This is a genomic window from Pseudomonas sp. PME37.24/006 (assembly GCF_055556635.1).
The window spans coordinates 397,511-417,511 of record NZ_JBVHNL010000004.1; the positions used below are offsets into that span (position 1 = coordinate 397,511).

The following is a 20,001-nucleotide window of genomic DNA, read 5'->3' on the forward strand; positions in this document are numbered from 1 at the left end:
AGCTTTAAGCTAGCGGCCATGAAAGACGCCAGCCCGAGCATCCTCAAACATCACTTTCTGATCGCCATGCCACACATGGCCGATCCGAATTTCGCGCAAACCGTCATCTATCTGATCGAGCACAACGACCAGGGCGCCATGGGATTGGTGATCAACCGTCCCAACGGCTTGAACCTGGCCGACGTGCTTGAGCAGTTGCGCCCCGACAGCGAGCCTTCCGTGCTCTGCCAGAGCCTGCCGATCTTCCGTGGCGGCCCAGTACAGACCGACCGCGGCTTCGTGCTGCACCCCAGCGGCCCGCAATTCCAGGCAACCCTCGATCTGGGCGACCTCGGCTTGTCGACATCTCAGGATGTGCTGTTCGCCATCGCTCAGGGCGAAGGCCCGGCCAAGCACCTTATAGCCCTCGGCTATGCCGGTTGGGGCGCGGGACAACTGGAGCAGGAGTTGGCCGACAATGTGTGGCTGACCTGCCCAGCCGATCAAGCGATCCTCTTCGAAACGCCTTACGACAAGCGCCTTGGCGCCGCCGCCGCGCTGCTCGGTGTCGACCTCAACTTGCTCACCGCCCAGGCGGGGCACGCCTGATGGCCGAGGCGAACAGCAAACCGCTGCGCCTGCTGCTCGGTTTCGATTACGGCAGTAAGCAGATTGGCGTCGCCGTGGGCCAGCCGATCACGGGGTCGGCCCGCGAGCTGTGCATCCTCAAGGCGCAGAATGGCGTGCCGGATTGGCAGAAGGTCGAAGCGCTGATGCGCGAATGGCAGCCTGATGCCCTGGTCGTTGGCCTGCCGCTGAACATGGACGGCACACCCAGCGAGATGAGCGAGCGCGCCGAGAAGTTCGCCCGCCGCCTGAACGGGCGCTTCAACCTGCCGGTTTTTACCCACGATGAACGCCTGACCACTTACGCCGCCAAGGGCGAACGCCTGCAGCAGGGCCAGACGGGCAGTTACCGCCAGCGCCCGGTTGACGCCCTGGCCGCAGCCCTGTTGTTGCAGGGCTGGCTGGAAGAAAATAGCCCGAGCTGAATCAGCCAAGGCCACAAGGAGCTTTTCGATGAGTCTACCCAACCCCGCCGAACTGCTGCCGCAGATGGCGTCCTCGCTGATCGATCACCTGAACCGGCGGCAGATCGCCACGCCACGCTTCATTGGTATCCGCACCGGCGGCGTATGGGTCGCTCAGGCGTTACTGGAAGAGCTGGGCCGTGACGAGCCGCTGGGCATCCTCGACGTCTCCTTCTACCGCGACGATTTCACCCAGAACGGCCTGCACCCGCAGGTTCAGCCCTCCGAGCTGCCGTTCGAGATCGAAGGCCAACACCTGGTGCTGATCGACGACGTGCTGATGAGCGGGCGCACCATCCGTGCCGCCCTTAACGAACTGTTCGATTACGGCCGCCCGGCCAGCGTGACCCTGGTCAGCCTGCTCGACCTGGATGCCCGCGAACTGCCAATCCGCCCGGATGTGGTCGGCGCGACGCTGTCGCTGGCGCCTGATCAGCGGGTAAAATTGTCCGGCCCCGCGCCTTTCACCCTCGAACTCCAGACGCTTTCTGACCCAGGCCGTCCGCAATGACCCCACTCGATGCCAAGCGCCCGCTGCAACTAAACGACCAAGGCCAACTGCGCCACTTTCTGTCCCTCGATGGCCTGCCCCGCGAGCTGCTGACAGAAATTCTCGATACTGCGGACTCGTTTCTCGAGGTCGGCGCCCGTGCGGTAAAGAAAGTCCCGCTACTGCGCGGCAAGACCGTGTGCAACGTGTTCTTCGAGAACTCCACGCGCACCCGTACCACCTTCGAATTGGCTGCCCAGCGCCTGTCGGCCGACGTGATCAGCCTCAACGTGTCGACCAGTTCGACCAGCAAGGGCGAAACGCTGTTCGATACCCTGCGCAACCTGGAAGCCATGGCCGCCGACATCTTCGTGGTGCGCCACGGTGACTCCGGCGCCGCGCACTTCATCGCCGAGCACGTGTGCCCCAACCTGGCGATTATCAACGGTGGCGACGGCCGCCACGCGCACCCGACTCAGGGCATGCTCGACATGCTGACCATCCGCCGCCACAAGGGCGGCTTCGAGAACCTCTCTGTGGCCATCGTCGGCGATATCCTGCATTCGCGGGTGGCGCGCTCCAACATGCTGGCGCTGAAAACCCTCGGCTGCCCGGACATCCGCGTGATCGCGCCAAAAACCCTGCTGCCCGTGGGCATCGAGCAATACGGCGTGAAGGTCTACAGCGACATGACCGAAGGCCTCAAGGATGTCGACGTGGTGATCATGCTGCGCCTGCAGCGCGAGCGCATGACCGGCGGCCTGCTGCCTAGCGAGGGCGAGTTCTATCGCCTGTTCGGCCTCACCGAGCAACGCCTCAAACTGGCCAAACCGGATGCCATCGTCATGCACCCGGGGCCAATCAACCGCGGCGTGGAGATCGAATCCGCAGTGGCCGACGGCGAACGGTCAGTAATCCTCAATCAGGTCACCTACGGTATCGCCATCCGCATGGCCGTACTGTCCATGGCCATGAGCGGCCAGAACACGCAACGACAACTCGACTCCGAGGAGCACAACTGATGCGTACTCGTATCCTCGGCGCCCGCGTCATCGACCCGAGCAGCGGCCTCGATCAGGTCGCGGATCTCTATATAGAAGGCGGTAAGCTGAGCGCCATCGGCCAGGCACCAGGCGGTTTCGAAGCCGATCAGACACTGGATGCCCAGGGGCTGATCGCCGCGCCCGGCCTGGTAGATCTGTCCGTCGCCCTGCGCGAGCCCGGCTATAGCCGCAAAGGCAGCATCGCCAGCGAAACCCTGGCCGCCGCTGCCGGCGGGGTTACCAGTCTGTGTTGCCCGCCCATCACCAAACCGGTGCTGGACACATCGGCGGTCGCCGAACTGATCCTCGACCGCGCCCGTGAAGCCGGCCACACCAAGGTGTTTCCCATCGGTGCACTGAGCAAGGGCCTCGATGGCGAACAACTCGCCGAACTGGTCGCCTTGCGTGACGCCGGCTGCGTGGCGTTCGGCAACGGCCTGAACAACTTCCGCAACGCGCGCACGCTGCGTCGCGCGCTGGAATATGCGGCGACCTTCGACCTCACGGTGGTTATCCACTCCCAGGATCACGACCTCGCCGAAGGCGGCCTGGCCCACGAAGGCGCTACTGCCAGCTTCCTCGGTCTGTCGGGGATTCCGGAAACCGCCGAGACAGTGGCCCTGGCTCGCGATCTGCTGCTGGTCGAGCAGAGTGGCGTGCGCGCCCATTTCAGCCAACTTACCAGTGCAAGGGGTGCACAGCTGATCGCCGACGCTCAGGCACGCGGCCTGCCGGTCACTGCCGACGCGGCGCTTTATCAGTTGATCCTCACCGACGAAGCGCTGATCGACTTCTCGAGCCTCTACCACGTGCAACCGCCACTGCGCACCCGCGCCGACCGCGACGGCCTGCGTGAAGCGGTGAAGAGTGGCGTGATCAGCGCCATCTCCAGCCATCACCAGCCCCATGAGCGCGACGCCAAGCTAGCGCCCTTCGGCGAGACCGAGCCTGGCATGAGTGGTGTTCAGTTGCTGTTGCCACTGGCCATGACACTGGTGCAAGACGGCCTCCTCGATCTGCCCACCCTGCTCGCCCGTCTGAGCAGTGGACCGGCCGAGGCGCTGCGCCTGCCGGCCGGCCAACTGCAGGTCGGCGGGGCGGCGGATATTCTGCTGTTCGATGCCCAGGCCTCCACCGTCGCTGGCGAGAGCTGGTACTCCAAAGGCTGCAACAGCCCCTTCCTCGGCCACTGCCTGCCCGGCCAGGTGCGTTACACGCTGGTCGATGGGCATATCAGCTACCAGAGCTGATTGGCTCGCACCTAGGACGGTAGCCATACCTCAGGAGGAGATATGCCGTTCAATGAAGCAGAACGCGCCAGCATGCTGGCGCTCAAGGGCGTTGGCGCCACCGTGATCGGCCGCCTGGAGCAGATCGGTTTCTCCTCACTTGCCGAACTGCGTGAGCAGCAGGCCGCCGATCTGACCTTACAAATCTCGCGAATGATGGGCTCGACCTGCTGGCACAACAGCCCACAAGCGCGCAACGCCATTCAGGCGATCATCGACCTGGCACAGGTATCCGCGCACGATTGAGGCGCAGGACGAAATCGCCAACTCCCCCCATCGCTTACCGCGCAACAGACTGGCACCGCACCTTCCCATCCTGAACCCCATCAATATGCTGACGGTGTTCACCTGCGCGCCCCGCCCCAGGCTACGACTTGAAGCTTGTGGCTTGGCCTAGCCCTCGCGCGCATTCTTGATCGACACTTGGTTATTCAACGTCCAGAAGTCGTACAGAACGCCGACCAGAAACAGCCCGCCGGTGAACAGATACAGGATGCCGGTGATCCACTTGCCTTGGTACATGCGGTGCACGCCGAAGATGCCGAGGAACGTCAGTAAAATCCAGGCGACATTGAAGTCGGTCTTGCCGGCGGTGAAACGCAGATCCGCTTCACGATCCATGGCGGGGATCAGGAACAGGTCGATGATCCAGCCAACGAATAACAAACCCAGGGTGAAAAACCAGATGGTGCCGGTGACCGGCTTGCCGTAATAAAAACGGTGCGCGCCGAGGAAACCGAAAATCCATAACAGATAGCCGATGATCTTGCTGTGGGTGTCAGGACGCTGCATCGAGGTCTCCAGGAATAATGTTTCAAGCGCTTTGATCAATAACCTCGCCGCAGGTTCTCCCCATGCGGCGACGAGACGATCTTGCATGTCAGGTAAGCTTATCCAATACTGTATATAAATACAGTTACCGAGCATCACCCATGGAACTGATCGACAAGCTTACGGTACTCGCCGACGCTGCCAAATACGATGTCTCCTGCGCCAGCAGCGGCGCGCCCAAGCGCAGTTCCAAGGGCCAGAGCGGCATGGGCGCTACGGACGGCATGGGCATTTGCCACAGCTTCACACCGGACGGCCGTTGCGTCGCCCTGCTCAAGGTGCTGCTGACCAATTTCTGCCTGTACGACTGCCAGTACTGCGTCAATCGTCGTTCCAGCGACGTGCCGCGCGCACGCTTCACGCCCGAAGAAGTGGTCACGCTGACCCTGGATTTCTACCGACGCAACTGCATCAGCGGGCTGTTTCTCAGTTCCGGGATCATCCGCTCGGCCGACTACACCATGGAGCAACTGGTACGGGTCGCCAAGCTACTGCGCGAAGAACACGAATTTCGCGGCTATATCCATCTCAAGACCATTCCCGATGCATCGCCGGAGCTGATCGCCGAAGCGGGTCGCTACGCCGACCGCCTCAGCGTCAATATCGAGCTCCCTACCGAAAGCAGCCTGATCCGCCTCGCGCCGGAGAAAAGCGTGGCGCCAATCAAGCTGGCCATGGGCACCATTCGCGACGGCGTCGAGGAGGCGGACAGCGAAAAGCGCGCGCCAGCATTCGCACCCGCCGGGCAGAGCACGCAGATGATCGTAGGGGCCGATGCCACCGACGACAGCACCATTCTGCACACCGCCCAGTCGCTGTATGGCGACTTTCGCCTCAAACGCGTTTATTACTCGGCGTTCAGCCCTATTCCACAAAGCCCCAAGAGCGTGCCCTTCGAGGCGCCGCCGCTACTGCGCGAGCACCGCTTGTATCAGGCGGACTTTCTGATGCGCGGTTACGGCTTCAAGGCATCAGAGTTACTCGATGGCCCCGGCAATCTGGCTCTTGATATCGACCCCAAACTGGCCTGGGCGCTGAACAACCGCCAACACTTTCCCGTCGACCTGAATCGCGCCGATGTGTCCCTGATCGCCCGCATACCCGGCATTGGCGTGCTCAGTGCCCAACGCCTGATCGCCCTGCGTCAGCAAAAACGTATCCGCTTCGAGGATGTTGGCCGCCTGCGCTGTGCTCTGGAGAAAGCCAAACCCTTCATCGTCACCCAGGATTACCGCCCCGCTCAGGCCACCCGCGAATCCTTGCTGCTGCGCCAGCAACTGAGTGAAGCGCCCCGTCAGATGGGACTGTGGTGATGCACCAGGTTCGCTTCGATGGCAGCTTTGCCGGCTGGCGTGAAGCCGCCAGGACACAGCTACGCCGCGGCCTTGCCCCGCATCAGTTGAGCTGGGTGCAGGACAGCCAGGAGAATCAGGATCTGTTCGGCCAACTGGATGAGCCACAACAGGCCGTGGCCTGTGATAGCCCGGTGCGAGTACCCCGCACTCTGCTCGATCAGTTGGAAAGCGCCGCACGCTTCCGCTGCGCCCAACGCTGGGCACTGCTGTATCGCATTCTCTGGCGCGTCGCCCAAGGTGATCAGGCCGCGATGCTGGCGGGCGATATCGATGGCAGCGAGCTACATGCACGCCTCAAGGCCGTGCGCCGTGAGGCCCACCATCTACATGCGTTTCTGCGTTTCAAACCACGCGATGCAGCGGTCGGGGGCCCGCAGCTGGTGGCCTGGCACGAGCCAGCGCACGACATCCTGGCCAGCGCCAGCGGGCACTTCGCCGAGCGCCTGGGTCGACAGACCTGGATGATCGCGACACCCGACGATGGCGTGTATTGGGATGGTGAAAACCTGCATTACACCACCCCCTGCCCACCCGAATGGCAGCAACTGGCGCAGGGTACCGATGATCGCAACGAAGCGATGTGGCTGGCGTATTACGGCAGCACCTTCAACCCGGCGCGGCTCAATCGCAGCGTGCTGGAAACCAATATGCCGGTGCGCTTCTGGCGAAATCTGCCAGAAGGCCCGCTGATTCCCAGGTTGATGAGCCAGGCCCGGGCAGGCGCCCAGGCCGATGGGCAGGCCCTGGCTGTTGCGGTCAAGCCTGGAAAGCGTATCCAGGCTGACGCCGAGCAGGTACTGCCGGTTCGGCAGTGAGCCTGCGTGGCTCCGAGCGACCTATCCAGCAGCCCGGCAGATTACGTGCTGATCAGCGGAAGCGCTGCCCCGGATTCTCGTCAGTGACTTCCAGGGACAGCCCTTGGGACATGCTGGTCAAATGCTCGCCATCGGTTTCCGAGCCCAGTTTGATCATCAGGCGCAGGTCGTTCGCCGAGTCGGCGTACAACAAGGCATCCTCATAGGTGATCTCGCCCTGGCTGTAGAGGTTGTACAGCGCCTGGTCGAAGGTCTGCATGCCCAGCTCGGAAGAACGCTTCATCAGCGCTTTGAGCTCGTGCACATCGCCCTTGCGGATCAAGTCGGCAGCCAGCGGGGTATTGATCAACACCTCGATCACCGCACGACGACCTTTGCCATCCGGCGTGGGAATCAGTTGCTGGGCGACGATGGCCTTGAGGTTCAGCGACAGATCCATCCACACCTGATTCTGCCGGTCCGCCGGGAAGAAGTTGATGATCCGATCCAGCGCCTGGTTGGCGTTGTTGGCGTGCAGTGTGGCCAGGCACAGGTGACCGGTCTCGGCGAAGGCTACGGCATGATCCATGGTTTCTCGGGTGCGCACCTCACCGATCAGAATCACATCCGGCGCCTGGCGCAGAGTGTTCTTCAGCGCCACTTCGAAGGAATCGGTGTCGATACCCACTTCACGCTGGGTCACGATGCAGTTCTGGTGCTGGTGGATGTACTCGATCGGGTCTTCGATGGAGATGATATGGCCACTGCTGTTCTTGTTGCGGTAGCCGATCATCGCCGCCAGCGAGGTGGATTTACCGGTACCCGTGGCGCCGACGAACAGCACCAGGCCGCGCTTGGTCATTGCCAATTTCTTGAGAACTTCCGGCAGCTTGAGGTCATCCAGTGTCGGGATGTTGGTCTCGATACGACGCAGCACCATGCCAGCCAGGTTGCGCTGGTAGAAGGCACTGACGCGGAAGCGGCCGATGCCCCGGGCGCTGATCGCGAAGTTGCACTCGTGGTTCTCGGCGAAGTACAAGCGCTGCTGCTCGGTCATCACCGAGTGCACGGTTTCACGGGTCATTTCCGGGGTCAGCGGCGTCTTGGTCACGGGCATGATCTTGCCGTTGACCTTCATCGACGGCGGCACGCCAGCGGTGATGAACAGATCGGAGCCGCCTTTTTCGACCATCAGGCGCAACAGTTTTTCGAATTCCATGGGTGCCTACCTACATGCGCTGGAGCGACGTTCAGCTACCGGGCGAGGGTTCGCCGGTGACCAGGAGCGCGGGCGATCACGGGATCGCCCGGCATGACGAGAATGATCTCAGAAGTTTTCAGGTGTCTTGGCTTTTTCCCGCGCACTCTCGCGGCTAACCAGCCCTTTGGAGACGAGGGTTTTCAGGCACGCATCCAGGGTTTGCATGCCCAGCGCACCGCCGGTCTGGATGGCCGAGTACATCTGCGCCACCTTGTCCTCGCGGATCAGGTTACGGATCGCTGGGGTGCCGATCATGATTTCGTGGGCGGCCACACGACCGCCGCCGATCTTCTTCAGCAGGGTCTGGGAAATCACCGCCTGCAGCGATTCGGAAAGCATCGAGCGCACCATGGACTTCTCTTCCGCCGGGAACACGTCGACCACCCGGTCGATGGTCTTGGCCGCGGAGGTGGTGTGCAGGGTGCCGAAGACCAGGTGACCGGTTTCCGCGGCGGTCAGTGCCAGGCGGATGGTTTCAAGGTCGCGCATCTCGCCGACCAGGATGATGTCCGGGTCTTCGCGCAGTGCCGAGCGCAAGGCTTCCGAGAAGCCCAGAGTGTCGCGGTGCACCTCACGCTGGTTGATCAGGCACTTTTTCGACTCGTGAACGAATTCGATCGGGTCTTCGACAGTAAGGATGTGGTGGTACTTGTTGCTGTTGATGTAATCGAGCATCGCCGCCAGGGTGGTGGACTTGCCCGAACCGGTTGGCCCGGTGACCAGCACCAGCCCGCGCGGCACATCGGAGACCTTCTTGAAGATCTCGCCCATGCCGAGGTCTTCCATGCTCAGTACCTTGGAAGGAATGGTACGGAATACCGCACCGCTGCCGCGGTTCTGGTTGAAGGCGTTGACCCGGAAACGTGCCACACCCGGCACCTCGAACGAAAAGTCGGTCTCGAGGAATTCCTCGAAATCCTTACGCTGCTTGTCATTCATGATGTCGTAGATCAGCGCATGCACCTGTTTGTGATCCAGGGCTGGCAGATTGATCCGACGCACGTCGCCATCGACCCGAATCATCGGTGGCAGACCTGCAGAGAGGTGCAGATCCGACGCGCCTTGCTTGGCGCTGAAGGCAAGCAGCTCGGTGATATCCATGGAACTCCCTAATGACGGTAGAATGCCGCGTAACTCAGGATAAGGGGCCTTGGGGGATCGCCATGCGGCTGCGCGAGCACGCCCTTCGGAGACCACCACCAAGCCCGCAAAAACGCTCAGGCGGCAGGCACAGGTAATGTCCACGATAGCAAACAATATTGCAAAGGTCGGTGTGCGTATCCGTGAGGCGGCGCAAGCCTCGCAGCGAGATTTTTCCACGATTGGTCTGTTGGCGGTGAGCAAGACCAAACCTGCCGAGGCCATTCGCGAGGCTCATGCGGCGGGCCTGCATGATTTTGGCGAGAACTACCTGCAGGAAGCCCTCGACAAACAGGTGCAGTTGGCCGACCTGGCGCTGACCTGGCATTTCATCGGCCCTATCCAGTCGAACAAGACCCGCCCCATCGCCGAACACTTCGCCTGGGTGCATTCGGTGGATCGCCTGAAAATCGCCGATCGCCTGAGCGATCAGCGGCCCGCCGAGTTACCGCCACTGAACATCTGCCTGCAGGTCAACGTCAGCTTTGAGCCCAGCAAGTCCGGCTGCCAGCCCGACGAGCTCGCGGCGCTGGCACAGGCGGTTACACAACTGCCCAACTTGCGCCTGCGCGGATTGATGACAATTCCCCAGCCCACCGACGACGTTGCCATGCAACGCGCGGCCTTCGCCCGTCTGCGGGTGCTGCGCGACGGCCTGAACCTAGATCTCGACACCCTGTCCATGGGCATGAGTCACGACCTCGAGGCGGCTATCACCGAAGGCGCGACCTGGGTACGCATCGGCACGGCGCTGTTCGGTGAACGTGACTACAGCAAGACCTGAATTACCCGATCTCGACTCTCTAGATAGGAAACTCACCATGACCACTCCCCGCATCACCTTTATCGGTGCCGGCAACATGGCTGCCAGCCTGATCGGCGGGATGCTCGCTCAGGGGCTGCCAGCCAGCGCGATCCGCGCCAGCGACCGCGGCGTCGAGCAACGCGAGAAGATCAACCGGGAACACGGTATCGAGGTACTGGCCAGCAATGCCGAGGCCTGTCGCGATGCCGATGTGATCGTTCTGGCGGTCAAACCTCAGGTGATGAAGGACGTATGCCTCGACCTGGCCCCACACCTGCAGGCGGGCCAGCTGATCGTTTCCATCGCCGCCGGTATCACCAGCGCCAGCCTGGAAAACTGGCTGGGCCCTCGCGCCGTGGTGCGCTGCATGCCCAACACGCCGTCGCTGCTGCGCCTGGGCGCCAGCGGCCTTTACGCCAACGCGCGAGTCAGCGCCGAACAGCGCCAGCAAGCCGAACAATTGCTCAACGCCGTCGGCCTGGCCGTGTGGCTGGACGAGGAAAAACTGATCGATGCGGTCACGGCCGTATCCGGCAGTGGCCCGGCTTATTTTTTCCTGCTGATCGAAGCGATGACCGCCAGCGGCGAAAAGCTCGGCCTTCCTCGCGACATCGCCGCCAAACTCACCCTGCAGACTGCGCTGGGCGCCGCACAGATGGCACTGAACAGTGATGTGGACGCCGCCGAGCTGCGTCGCCGCGTGACCTCACCGGCAGGCACCACCGAAGCGGCCATCAAGACATTCCAGGCAGGCGGCTTCGAAGTGCTGGTCGAGCAGGCCGTAAAGGCCGCCGATCACCGCTCGGCCGAGCTGGCCGAACAACTGGGTCAATAAGGAGACAATCAATGATCGGTTTGAACACCGCAGCCGTTTACATCCTGCAGACCATCGGCAGCTTCTACCTGCTGATCGTGCTGCTGCGCTTCGTCCTGCAACTGGTGCGTGCGGACTTCTACAACCCGCTCAGCCAGTTCATCGTGCGCGCCACGCATCCGCTGCTAAAACCGCTGCGCCGCATCATCCCCAGTCTCGGCGGCCTCGACCTGGCCTCCCTGGTACTGGCGCTGATCGTGCAGTTCGTGCTGATGGCATTGACCCTGATGCTGATGGGCGTCGGCGTCGGCGATCCGCTGCTGATTCTGGTCTGGTCGATCATTGGCGTCACCGCCCTGCTGCTCAAGGTGTTCTTCTTCGCCCTGATCATCAGCGTGATCCTGTCCTGGGTCGCCCAGGGCTCGCACAACCCGGCGGCATTGCTGGTCAACCAGATCTGCGAACCGCTGCTGATGCCGATCCGCCGCATACTGCCCAACCTGGGCGGCCTGGATCTGTCACCCATCGTGGCGTTCCTGCTCCTCAACCTGATCGACATGCTGGTGATTCGCAACCTGGCGGTCAGCACGGGCATGTTCAGCGGCTTGAGCTTGGCGATCTGAACCGATGAGCTTTCACCGCTGGGACGGTGATGCGCTGATTCTCGAGGTTCACCTGCAGCCTAAAGCGAGCAACGATATGTTCGCCGGGCTGCACGGCGAGCGCCTGAAGATCCGCCTAACCGCCCCGCCGGTGGACGGCAAGGCCAATGCCCACCTGCTGGCGTTCCTGGCCGATGCCTTCGGCGTTGCCAAGAGCCAGGTCACACTGGAAAGTGGCCAGCAGAGTCGCCAGAAACGGGTGCGCATCCAGGCACCCAGACTGCTGCCAGCCGATCTCGGCCTGACCGTTCGCCCTACCTGAACAACCATCAGCGCCATTGCTGCGCACCGGCCCATTGACGCCGCCGCCACCCGTCGCATAATGCTCGGCAGCCCGCATCGTCACCCGATGCCCCCGTCAGGGATCCCCCCATGAGCATGGAACGCCTCAGTGAACAGGTAGATGCCTACGTTGCCTGGAAGCGCGAGCTGGTTCGCGAGATCACCCGCTACCGCAGTTGGTTGGCGCACAACCGGCTGAGCAGTGAAGGGGTGGAAGCGCGCCTGGAACGCGCGCTGCGCCTGCTGCGTACCGATCACATCACCCTGGCCTTCGTCGGCGAGTTTTCCCGTGGCAAGACCGAGCTGATCAACAGCCTGTTCTTCTCCGAATACGGCCAGCGCTTACTGCCCTCCCAAGCAGGGCGCACCACCATGTGCCCGACGGAAATTCTCTACGACCCAGGTGCTGAGCGCCCCTACATCCGCTTGCTGCCGATCGAAACACGTATCGCCGAGGCCAGTGTGGCGCAGTTCAAGCGCACGCCCCGTCACTGGGTGAACATTCCCTTGGATACCAGTGACGCGGACAACATGGCCAAGGCCTTCGCCCAGGTAGCGGCCAGCAAGGCCATGCCCGTCGAGCAGGCGATCGGGCTCGGCTTTCATCCGGACAACCTGGAAACCACCGACAAACCCGGGCAGGTGCTGGTGCCAGCCTGGCGCCACGCCATCGTCAATTTCGATCACCCACTGCTGCGTCAGGGCCTGCGCATCCTCGATACGCCTGGCCTGAACGCCTTGGGCAGCGAACCGGAACTGACCCTGTCGATGCTGCCCAATGCCCAGGCGATCATCTTTCTGCTGTCCGCCGATACGGGTGTCACCGCCAGCGATCTGGACATCTGGCAGCAGCACGTCCAACCCCTCGACGAAGAAACCCAGAGCTGCCTGTTCGCCGTGCTGAACAAGATCGATGTGCTCTGGGATGACCTTGCCGGTGATGCATTCGTCACCCACGCCATCGAGCGGGTTCGCCAGCAGGCAGCTCGTCATCTGGGCATCGCCCCTGAAGACATTCTGCCGCTTTCGGCCAAGCAGGCACTACTCGCCAAGGTGCGCAAGGACCCTGCGCTGCTCGCCCGCAGCCAGATGGCCAGCCTGGAGACGCTGCTCTGCGAACGCATCGTGGCCCAGAAGGAACGCCTGCTCGAAGAGCGCGTGGTTCGTCAGGTGCTGGCCATGCTCAATAACAGCCAGCATGTGCTCGGCCTGCGTATGGGTAAGGTCAACGAGCAACTGAGCTTGCTCAATGAGCGCCGCCAGGATAACGGGCAGATGTTGCTGGAACTGACCGCCCGCACCAAGGACGACCACACCTTGCACCACAAGCGTCTGGTCGCCCTGAAAACCAACCAGCGCCTGCTGCGCAACCAGGGCGAGCGACTGAAGGCCGCCGCACAACCGGAAAAACTCGACGCTCACCTCAACCTGCTGCGCCGTCAGCTCAACGGCAGCTGGACGACGCTGGGCATCAATCAATCCATCCAGCAGTTCTTCCGCGCCGTCGAGGATGACTTGCACAGCCTGTCTCACGATGCCGAGATGGCCAACCGCATGGTCGATGCCATCTACCACCGGCACAACGTGGAGAATCCGCTGCAGGCCGTCGATGCACCGAGTTTCGAGCTGACACGTTACGTACGCGAGCTGCGCCATCTGCGGACAAAGGCCGACCGCTTCCGCCTGCGCCTCAAGACCCTGCTGACCGAACAGCGCAGCCTCAGCCGGCGCTTCTTCGCCACCCTGGTGCAGGAAGTCATCGGCCTGCACCGCCGCTTGCGCCGTGATGCCGAGCAGTGGGCCGATGAAGCGCTGATGCCGCTGATGCAGCACACCCTGGAGCACAAGCAGTTATTGGAAGGCCATATGTTGCGCCTCAAGGCCCTGGCCCTGGACACCCAGAACGGCCGCCAGCGCCGCCAGCAACTTGCGCAATACGCTGAGGAGCTGAAACAGCAACTGGGCCAGGCCAGCGACATGCTGCGCGTGATGCGCCGACCCGCACCGATACAGCGCCAAGGCAAGGTGGTGACGTTGCCTGGCATGCTGCGTCCTCAAGCCCGTTCCGAATGAGCCCTGCGGGCCGTTACTCGGCTCGCCAGGTTTCCTTCAACGACTCCCTCGCGATGCCCGCCCTGGGTATTAGCGACGTGCGCGCTCCTTGCCGCTGACCAGTGCGCTCTTTAGACTGCTGCACTTTCTTTCGCACACTCTTTAGCCGAGCAGGGTCGATGCCGACTGCCTTTCCTCACGACTCCGTTGGCCTGGTCACGCCACAGATCGCCCATTTCGCCGAGCCCCTGGCCCTGGCATGTGGGCGCAGCCTGGCTGATTACCAACTGACCTACGAAACCTATGGCGAGCTGAACGCCAGCGCCAGTAATGCGGTGCTGATTTGCCACGCGCTGTCGGGGCACCACCACGCCGCCGGCTACCACAGCGCCGATGAACGAAAACCGGGCTGGTGGGACAGCTGCATCGGCCCCGGCAAGCCGCTGGATACCAACCGCTTCTTTGTCGTCAGCCTGAATAACCTCGGTGGTTGCAATGGTTCGACCGGCCCCTCCGACATCAACCCGGCGACCGGCAAACCCTTTGGCGCCGACTTCCCGGTGATGACCGTGGAAGACTGGGTCAATAGCCAGGCCCGCCTGGCCGACCTGCTCGGCATCGGCCAGTGGGCCGCCGTGGTCGGCGGCAGCCTCGGCGGCATGCAGGCCATGCAGTGGACGATCAGCTACCCGGATCGCGTGCGCCATTGCCTGGCCATCGCCTCGGCACCCAAATTGTCGGCGCAGAACATCGCTTTCAACGAGGTCGCCCGTCAGGCCATCCTCACCGATCCGCAATTCCACGGCGGGCACTTTCAGGAGCAGGGCGTAATACCCAAGCGCGGCCTGATGCTGGCGCGCATGGTCGGCCACATCACCTACCTGTCCGATGACGCCATGGGCGAAAAATTCGGCCGCGGCCTGAAAAACGAAAAGCTCAACTACGACTTCCACAGCGTGGAATTTCAGGTCGAAAGTTACCTTCGTTATCAAGGCGAGGAGTTCTCCGGGCGTTTCGATGCCAATACCTATCTGCTGATGACCAAGGCGTTGGACTATTTCGACCCAGCCGCCGAGCACGACGGTGATCTGGCCAAGACCCTGGCGCAGGTCAAGGCAGACTTCTGCGTGATTTCGTTCACCACCGACTGGCGCTTCTCGCCGGCCCGCTCGCGAGAAATCGTCGATGCGCTGATCGCCGCGCGCAAGAAGGTTTGTTACCTGGAGATCGATGCGCCGCAAGGCCACGACGCCTTCCTCATGCCCATTGCGCGCTACCTGCAGGGCTTTGGCAGCTACATGCAACGGATCGAGGTGTAAGCATGCGAGCCGACCTAGAGATCATCCAGAAATGGATTCCCGCTGGCAGCCGCGTCCTCGACCTTGGCTGTGGTGATGGCGACCTGCTCGCCTGGCTGAGCGCCAACAAGCAGGTCAGCGGTTATGGCCTGGAAATCGATCCGGACAAGATCGCCCTGTGCATCGGCAAGGGCGTCAACGTCATCGAGCAGAACCTCGACGAAGGCCTGGGCAACTTCGCCAGCGACAGCTTCGATGTGGTGGTCATGACCCAATCCCTGCAGGCGCTGCACTTTCCCGACAAGGTGTTGGCGGAAATGCTCCGCGTCGGCAAGACCTGCATCATCACCTTCCCCAACTTCGCCCACTGGCGCTGCCGCTGGTACCTGGCGAGCAAGGGCCGCATGCCGGTGTCGGACTTCCTGCCGTACACCTGGTACAACACGCCGAACATCCACTTCTGCACCTTCGAGGACTTCGAGCGCCTGTGCCGCCAGCAGGATGCCCAGGTACTCCAGCGCCTGGCGGTAGACCATCAACACCGACACGGTTGGGCCAGCCGCGCGTGGCCCAACCTGCTGGGCGAAATCGGCATCTACCGCATCAGCGGGCGTAATGCCCGCGACGTGCACATTGCCAACTGAGCAGCGCAATTGCCCATGCGCCTAGCCATTGCGCTGATCGCCCTGTGCCTGAGCCTGCCGGCAAGCGCGGCTGAACGCATGCAGCGCCTGGGTGATCTTGAGGTGCATTACAGCGCCTTCAACGCCAACTACCTGCAACCGCAAATCGCCCAGGCCAACGGCCTGCTGCGCAGCGGCAAGCAGGGCGTGCTGAACATCAGCGTGCTGCGGGCGGGCAAAACCAGCCCGGTCACGATCAGCGGTGAAGTGAAAAGCGTGCTTGGCCACGGCCAGACGCTGACCTTCATCGAGCAGCGTGAGGGCGAATTCGTCTCGTACCTGGCGCAGTTTCCCATCACCTCGCGCGAGGTGCTGCTGTTCAACCTGCAGGTGAACGGCCAGCGCCTGGACTTCAACCAGGAACTCTTTCCGGAGCCATGATGCCTTTCCCAGAACTCGTCCTCGCCAGCCACAACGCCGGCAAACTCAAGGAGCTGCAGGCCATGCTCGGCGCCAGCGTGCGCCTGCGCTCTGTCGGTGAATTCAGCCAGGTGGAACCGGAGGAAACCGGCCTGTCGTTCGTCGAGAACGCGATCCTCAAGGCCCGCAATGCCTCGCGCCTGTCCGGGCTGCCAGCGCTGGCCGATGACTCGGGCCTGGCAGTCGATCATCTGGGCGGCTCACCGGGCATCTATTCCGCCCGCTACGCCGACGGCCAAGGCGATGCCGCCAACAACGCCAAGCTGCTGAGTGCACTGAAGAACGTGCCGGACGCCGAGCGCGGCGCCCAGTTCGTCTGCTGCCTGGCCTTGGTGCGCCACGCCGACGATCCGCTGCCGATTCTCTGCGAAGGCCTGTGGCACGGCAGCATTCTGCATGAAGCCCGTGGCGAACATGGCTTCGGCTACGACCCGCTGTTCTGGGTCGAAGAACACCAGTGCTCCAGCGCCGAGCTGTCGCCGGTCGACAAAAACCAGCTCAGCCACCGCGCCATCGCCATGGCGCTGCTCAAGCAGCGTTTGGGCCTGTAAACAGCGCCACCAGCAGGGGCGTTTCGTCCGCGAACATTGGAGCTTTGCCCAAGTCGTGCCACGATAGCGCCCCGCAATTACCCTGCCGTGACCCAACGCCTGTGTTCCAGCTGCCTCCCCTGGCACTGTACGTCCATATTCCCTGGTGCGTGCGCAAGTGCCCTTACTGTGACTTCAACTCCCACGCCGCCGGCCCGAACTTGCCGGAAGAGGCCTATGTCGACGCGCTGCTCGCCGATCTCGACTGCGACCTGCGCCAGGCCCACGGTCGCCCGCTGACGTCGATCTTCTTCGGCGGCGGCACGCCCAGCCTGTTTTCCGCCAAGGCTCTTGGGCGCTTGCTCGAAGGCGTGGAGCGGCGCATTCCGTTCGCCAGCGACATCGAAATCACCCTGGAAGCCAACCCGGGTACTTTCGAGCAGGAGAAATTCGCCGCCTACCGACGCCTGGGCATCAATCGGCTGTCGATCGGCGTGCAGAGTTTCCAGGCAGAAAAGCTCAAGGCCCTGGGGCGAATCCACGATGGCGATGAAGCGATTCGCGCCGCCGACATGGCCCGCGCAGCCGGCTTCGATAACTTCAACCTGGATCTGATGCACGGCCTGCCGGATCAGTCCCTCGATGACGCGCTGGGCGACCTGCGCATCGCCATCGCCCAGGCCCCCACTCACTTGTCCTGGTATCAGCTGACAGTGGAACCGAACACGGTGTTCTGGAACCAGCCGCCGGTGCTGCCGGAAGACGACACCCTGTGGGACATTCAGGAGGCAGGCCAGGCGCTGCTCGCCGAACATGGCTACGGCCAGTACGAAGTCTCGGCCTACGCACAGCCCGGCCGCGCCGCCCGGCATAACCTGAATTACTGGACGTTCGGCGACTTCCTCGGCATTGGCGCCGGCGCCCACGGCAAACTGAGCACGCCGGACGGGCGCATCAGCCGCACCTGGAAAACCCGCCTGCCCAAGGACTACCTCGATCCCGCCAAGCACTACAGCGCGGGCGAGCGCGTCCTCAGCGCCGAGGAGTTGCCCTTCGAGTTTCTGATGAACGTGCTGCGCCTCAGTGATGGCTGCGCCGCCGAGCTGTTCAGCCAACGCAGCGGATTGCCGCTGCAGCAACTGGCCAGCGCACGGCAGCAGGCGGAGCAACGCGGCCTGCTGGAAAAAGACCCGGCGCGCCTGGTGGCAACCCGCGAAGGGCAGCTGTTTCTCAATGACCTGTTGCAGTATTTTCTGCCGTAAGCGCAGCGCCTGGACGGACGCAGCGCTGGCCTTCCCAACCAACAAGGAACCCCTATGGATTTGCTGCTGGATATGATCGCCACCGTATCGCGCTGGAGCCGCGGTCACCTCTATGAGATTTCCATGGCGCTGATGGCCACCCTGCTGGTGCTGTTCGGCCCCGGCATCAACGCCTGGATACAGGGCCGCATCGGCAGCCTCAACTTCGTCCTGCGTACGCTGATCTTCGTCATGGTCTGCGCTATCGGCTACGGTCTGGCGATGGTCTACCTCACGCCGCTACTGGCGCAGATTCTCGGCCACTTCAACAACTACACCCTGGCGCCGGTGTTGCTGTTGGTGTTCTTCCTCATCGGTGTACTGGCCGATCGCAGCTGAAGCAGCGTCAGGGCACCACCAGGATGTCCCAGTCGATCACCCCGACATCGCCATTCTGATGGATGCCCAACACCTCGCCAGCGGCATTCTGCTGTACCGATTGGCCAAGCTCGATAGGTTTATCCTGGCGTTTATCCAAAGCAGGTGCATCGGCATTCGGGCTGAAGAGCAGATTGCTTTGGTAAGTGCGAACGCGGGTTCCAACCGGGTAGTGCATGGGCCCTAACTCGAGGGAGTTTGCCAGTTCACCCGACCAGGCCTGAACCTCGCTGCCCAGGCCATCCAGCCATAGGTTCAACCCGCTGATATCCAATGCACGAAAACGGATTGGCGTGCTGTCGCCCGACAACTGCCAGCGCCCTCGCTCAATGGCTCGCACCGTCACACTCCCAGGCCATGCAATGCTTGCAGCCTCGCTGCCAGGTAGCAGCGCGCAGCTCTCCAGGCGCCAATCCGCGAACACGAACGGTGCATTGAACGGATAGTCGAAACTGACATTGGCTTCTGGCGAGCAGCTCCAACCCTGCAGGTTGGCAGCCTCGAGCAGTCGCACCTCTGCGGTGCCCCGGCCCGCATCCAATTCCAGGCTGCGCACGCGCATGCCGAGCATCACACCAGGCGCGCGATCGAACTCGGCCCGCTTCAAACTCTGCAAGCCATAAGGCAGTGGCTCACCACTCAGATCGCGCATGGGCTCCAAGCTCTCCAACCACACCCGTGTACCAGCAGGCAGGATCAGATCGCCCAGCACCTCCTCATGCTCCAGGCGAGGGCTGAGCGCGCGCCGTTCGAGCCAATCATCCAGCTGCCACTTCATGAACGCGAGGGTCGGCAAACTGCCAGCGGCCAGGAATACTGCCAACAGCCCAAACCACCAGCGGCGAGCCACCATGAACCGCCTGGCACGCGAATGCAGACAGGCCGCCAGCAACACCGCCAGCCCGCCCAGGCACACAATGGAAACCAGCAGGAACAACGAACCGAGCATCATGGCCAGTGGATTGACGGGGATCATGGGTGTCCTTGTGAGCGCCAAATGCCAGTATCGCGGCAAAGCTTATAGAGTCGCTGGCACCGGAATCAATAGCGGACGCGCTACTACGAAAAAGCCAGCATTTAGCTGGCTTTTTCGTCAATCAGGTGGCGATCATTTAATCAGACGCAAGCAGAAAGGATAACGGTAAGGCCGCCCCTCGCCTGCCTTGATACCGGCAATGATAGTCAGCACGATAGTGCCAATGCACAGCAGGCCGATCAGCAGAAAACCGATCAGCACCAGCATCAACAACAGGCAAACGATGCCCGCAATGGCCACCGTCAGTTGGAAGTTGAGGGCTTCCTTGCCTTGCTCGTCGATGAAGGCATCCTGGTCTTTCTTGATCTGCCAGACGATCAGCGGACCAATCAGATTGCCGAAGGGGAAGATGAAACCGAGGGCCGCGGCGAAGTGACAGATCATCGCCCACTGGCGCGCTTCCTTGCTGGGCTCGGGCTCAGGCGTCAACAGGTTGCTATCATCCATCGTGGTTCTCCTCGGTCAGC

Annotated in this window: 24 protein-coding genes; 19 read left to right on the forward strand and 5 right to left on the reverse strand. The window is 62.4% G+C overall.

Features of this window, described 5'->3' with window-relative positions:
- Positions 1-18 precede the first annotated feature (18 nt).
- The 6 genes from ACZ3GY_RS17935 to ACZ3GY_RS17960 are packed head-to-tail and all read left to right on the forward strand — an operon-like array spanning position 19 to position 4,138.
- Entirely contained in the window at positions 19-588 is a 570-nt protein-coding gene (locus tag ACZ3GY_RS17935; RefSeq protein ID WP_465911377.1) for a YqgE/AlgH family protein, read from the forward strand.
- On the forward strand, positions 588-1,031 hold the full coding sequence (ruvX, locus tag ACZ3GY_RS17940; protein ID WP_465911378.1) for a Holliday junction resolvase RuvX: 444 nt from the start codon (positions 588-590) through the stop codon (positions 1,029-1,031). The genes ACZ3GY_RS17935 and ruvX overlap by 1 nt, the downstream gene beginning before the upstream one ends.
- A 28-nt stretch (positions 1,032-1,059) precedes the next feature.
- Positions 1,060-1,581 carry a bifunctional pyr operon transcriptional regulator/uracil phosphoribosyltransferase PyrR gene (gene pyrR, locus ACZ3GY_RS17945; RefSeq protein WP_463562671.1) on the forward strand — a complete coding sequence of 174 codons (522 nt, stop codon included), beginning with the start codon at positions 1,060-1,062 and terminating at the stop codon, positions 1,579-1,581.
- The gene (locus ACZ3GY_RS17950; protein ID WP_463562672.1) at positions 1,578-2,582 is read left to right on the forward strand and encodes an aspartate carbamoyltransferase catalytic subunit; all 1,005 of its coding nucleotides are present in this window, start codon (positions 1,578-1,580) and stop codon (positions 2,580-2,582) included. Before pyrR ends, ACZ3GY_RS17950 begins: the two co-directional genes overlap by 4 nt.
- A complete protein-coding gene (locus ACZ3GY_RS17955) occupies positions 2,582-3,853 on the forward strand; it encodes a dihydroorotase (RefSeq protein WP_465911381.1) in 1,272 nt (423 codons plus the stop codon). Before ACZ3GY_RS17950 ends, ACZ3GY_RS17955 begins: the two co-directional genes overlap by 1 nt.
- Before the next feature lie 42 nt (positions 3,854-3,895).
- Complete coding sequence (locus ACZ3GY_RS17960) at positions 3,896-4,138, forward strand: helix-hairpin-helix domain-containing protein (protein ID WP_463562674.1); 243 nt, start codon at positions 3,896-3,898, stop codon at positions 4,136-4,138.
- 147 nt (positions 4,139-4,285) lie between these two features.
- Here the strand turns inward: ACZ3GY_RS17960 and ACZ3GY_RS17965 are convergent, their stop codons facing one another.
- Positions 4,286-4,684, reverse strand: a complete 399-nt coding sequence (locus ACZ3GY_RS17965) for an NINE protein (protein ID WP_225837477.1) — start codon at positions 4,682-4,684, stop codon at positions 4,286-4,288.
- A 140-nt stretch (positions 4,685-4,824) separates the two neighbouring features.
- Here ACZ3GY_RS17965 and ACZ3GY_RS17970 point away from each other — a divergent pair, with 140 nt between their 5' ends.
- On the forward strand, positions 4,825-6,036 hold the full coding sequence (locus tag ACZ3GY_RS17970) for a putative DNA modification/repair radical SAM protein (RefSeq protein ID WP_463562676.1): 1,212 nt from the start codon (positions 4,825-4,827) through the stop codon (positions 6,034-6,036).
- Entirely contained in the window at positions 6,036-6,893 is an 858-nt protein-coding gene (locus tag ACZ3GY_RS17975) for a TIGR03915 family putative DNA repair protein (protein ID WP_465911382.1), read from the forward strand. The genes ACZ3GY_RS17970 and ACZ3GY_RS17975 overlap by 1 nt, the downstream gene beginning before the upstream one ends.
- A gap of 52 nt (positions 6,894-6,945) precedes the next feature.
- On the opposite strand, the gene ACZ3GY_RS17980 is transcribed toward ACZ3GY_RS17975, so the two are convergent.
- Positions 6,946-8,091 carry a PilT/PilU family type 4a pilus ATPase gene (locus tag ACZ3GY_RS17980; RefSeq protein WP_465911383.1) on the reverse strand — a complete coding sequence of 382 codons (1,146 nt, stop codon included), beginning with the start codon at positions 8,089-8,091 and terminating at the stop codon, positions 6,946-6,948.
- A 108-nt stretch (positions 8,092-8,199) separates the two neighbouring features.
- Positions 8,200-9,234, reverse strand: a complete 1,035-nt coding sequence (locus ACZ3GY_RS17985; RefSeq protein ID WP_070880353.1) for a type IV pilus twitching motility protein PilT — start codon at positions 9,232-9,234, stop codon at positions 8,200-8,202.
- Between the two features lie 136 nt (positions 9,235-9,370).
- Here ACZ3GY_RS17985 and ACZ3GY_RS17990 point away from each other — a divergent pair, with 136 nt between their 5' ends.
- The 11 genes from ACZ3GY_RS17990 (at position 9,371) to ACZ3GY_RS18040 (ending at position 18,459) form a co-directional block, all read left to right on the forward strand.
- The gene (locus ACZ3GY_RS17990; protein ID WP_465911384.1) at positions 9,371-10,057 is read left to right on the forward strand and encodes a YggS family pyridoxal phosphate-dependent enzyme; all 687 of its coding nucleotides are present in this window, start codon (positions 9,371-9,373) and stop codon (positions 10,055-10,057) included.
- A gap of 37 nt (positions 10,058-10,094) precedes the next feature.
- Positions 10,095-10,913 (forward strand): pyrroline-5-carboxylate reductase, encoded by an 819-nt coding sequence (gene proC / locus ACZ3GY_RS17995; protein WP_465911385.1) that lies wholly within the window; start codon positions 10,095-10,097, stop codon positions 10,911-10,913.
- Positions 10,914-10,924: 11 nt separating this feature from the next.
- Positions 10,925-11,515 (forward strand): YggT family protein, encoded by a 591-nt coding sequence (locus ACZ3GY_RS18000; RefSeq protein ID WP_463562681.1) that lies wholly within the window; start codon positions 10,925-10,927, stop codon positions 11,513-11,515.
- 4 nt (positions 11,516-11,519) lie between these two features.
- Entirely contained in the window at positions 11,520-11,816 is a 297-nt protein-coding gene (locus ACZ3GY_RS18005; protein WP_463562682.1) for a DUF167 domain-containing protein, read from the forward strand.
- 110 nt (positions 11,817-11,926) lie between these two features.
- Positions 11,927-13,909 carry a dynamin family protein gene (locus tag ACZ3GY_RS18010; RefSeq protein WP_465911386.1) on the forward strand — a complete coding sequence of 661 codons (1,983 nt, stop codon included), beginning with the start codon at positions 11,927-11,929 and terminating at the stop codon, positions 13,907-13,909.
- 158 nt (positions 13,910-14,067) lie between these two features.
- On the forward strand, positions 14,068-15,207 hold the full coding sequence (gene metX, locus ACZ3GY_RS18015; RefSeq protein WP_465911387.1) for a homoserine O-succinyltransferase MetX: 1,140 nt from the start codon (positions 14,068-14,070) through the stop codon (positions 15,205-15,207).
- 2 nt (positions 15,208-15,209) lie between these two features.
- Complete coding sequence (metW, locus tag ACZ3GY_RS18020; RefSeq protein ID WP_463562685.1) at positions 15,210-15,830, forward strand: methionine biosynthesis protein MetW; 621 nt, start codon at positions 15,210-15,212, stop codon at positions 15,828-15,830.
- Positions 15,831-15,845: 15 nt separating this feature from the next.
- The gene (locus ACZ3GY_RS18025) at positions 15,846-16,250 is read left to right on the forward strand and encodes a DUF4426 domain-containing protein (protein ID WP_465911388.1); all 405 of its coding nucleotides are present in this window, start codon (positions 15,846-15,848) and stop codon (positions 16,248-16,250) included.
- Positions 16,247-16,840, forward strand: coding sequence for an RdgB/HAM1 family non-canonical purine NTP pyrophosphatase (gene rdgB / locus ACZ3GY_RS18030; RefSeq protein ID WP_465911389.1), 594 nt, complete (start codon positions 16,247-16,249; stop codon positions 16,838-16,840). The genes ACZ3GY_RS18025 and rdgB overlap by 4 nt, the downstream gene beginning before the upstream one ends.
- Positions 16,841-16,941: 101 nt before the next feature.
- On the forward strand, positions 16,942-18,081 hold the full coding sequence (gene hemW / locus ACZ3GY_RS18035; RefSeq protein WP_465911391.1) for a radical SAM family heme chaperone HemW: 1,140 nt from the start codon (positions 16,942-16,944) through the stop codon (positions 18,079-18,081).
- 54 nt (positions 18,082-18,135) lie between these two features.
- The gene (locus ACZ3GY_RS18040; RefSeq protein ID WP_463562689.1) at positions 18,136-18,459 is read left to right on the forward strand and encodes a DUF3392 domain-containing protein; all 324 of its coding nucleotides are present in this window, start codon (positions 18,136-18,138) and stop codon (positions 18,457-18,459) included.
- Between the two features lie 7 nt (positions 18,460-18,466).
- Here ACZ3GY_RS18040 and ACZ3GY_RS18045 read toward each other — a convergent pair whose 3' ends face one another.
- Together ACZ3GY_RS18045 and ACZ3GY_RS18050 are read right to left on the reverse strand one after the other, a co-directional pair.
- Positions 18,467-19,474, reverse strand: a complete 1,008-nt coding sequence (locus ACZ3GY_RS18045; RefSeq protein WP_465911392.1) for a hypothetical protein — start codon at positions 19,472-19,474, stop codon at positions 18,467-18,469.
- Positions 19,475-19,606: 132 nt separating this feature from the next.
- Complete coding sequence (locus ACZ3GY_RS18050; RefSeq protein WP_465911394.1) at positions 19,607-19,981, reverse strand: DUF4870 domain-containing protein; 375 nt, start codon at positions 19,979-19,981, stop codon at positions 19,607-19,609.
- Positions 19,982-20,001 lie beyond the last annotated feature (20 nt).